Raw genomic sequence first — 392 nt, 5'->3', positions numbered from 1 at the left:
AATAAATATCGAAAAATCAATACCTATTTAATGGGCGGAGGTGGATTCGAACCACCGAAGCAAGTTGCAGCAGATTTACAGTCTGTCCCCTTTGGCCACTCGGGAATCCGCCCATAAGAATTATTTAGTTTTTAAAACTAAAGCCGATGATCGGACTCGAACCGATAACCTGCTGATTACAAATCAGCTGCTCTGCCAATTGAGCCACATCGGCATGTACTGTCTAAAAATGGGGCCTATAGGGCTCGAACCTATGACCCTCTGCTTGTAAGGCAGATGCTCTCCCAGCTGAGCTAAGACCCCAAATTTTAAATAATACTTACATACATACTGGAAACCTAAATGTATGCGCGACCCGGATGGGATTCGAACCCACGACCTCCGCCGTGACA

Annotated in this window: 3 tRNA genes; all 3 read right to left on the bottom strand. The window is 45.7% G+C overall.

What is annotated here, in order from left to right:
- Positions 1 to 31 precede the first annotated feature (31 nt).
- The 3 genes from DWY93_RS07720 to DWY93_RS07710 all read right to left on the bottom strand — a co-directional run bounded on the left by DWY93_RS07720 (position 32) and on the right by DWY93_RS07710 (position 303).
- Positions 32 to 113: transfer RNA gene (locus tag DWY93_RS07720), tRNA-Tyr, on the bottom strand.
- Positions 114 to 141: 28 nt separating this feature from the next.
- Positions 142 to 214: transfer RNA gene (locus DWY93_RS07715), tRNA-Thr, on the bottom strand.
- Between the two features lie 16 nt (positions 215 to 230).
- A tRNA-Val gene (locus tag DWY93_RS07710) sits at positions 231 to 303 on the bottom strand.
- Between the last annotated feature and the right edge of the window lie 89 nt (positions 304 to 392).

This window comes from Clostridium sp. AF28-12 (assembly GCF_003435225.1).
Classification (GTDB): Bacteria; Bacillota; Clostridia; order Lachnospirales; family Lachnospiraceae; genus Pilosibacter; species Pilosibacter fragilis.
This window is presented reverse-complemented; position numbering and strand designations above follow the sequence as displayed.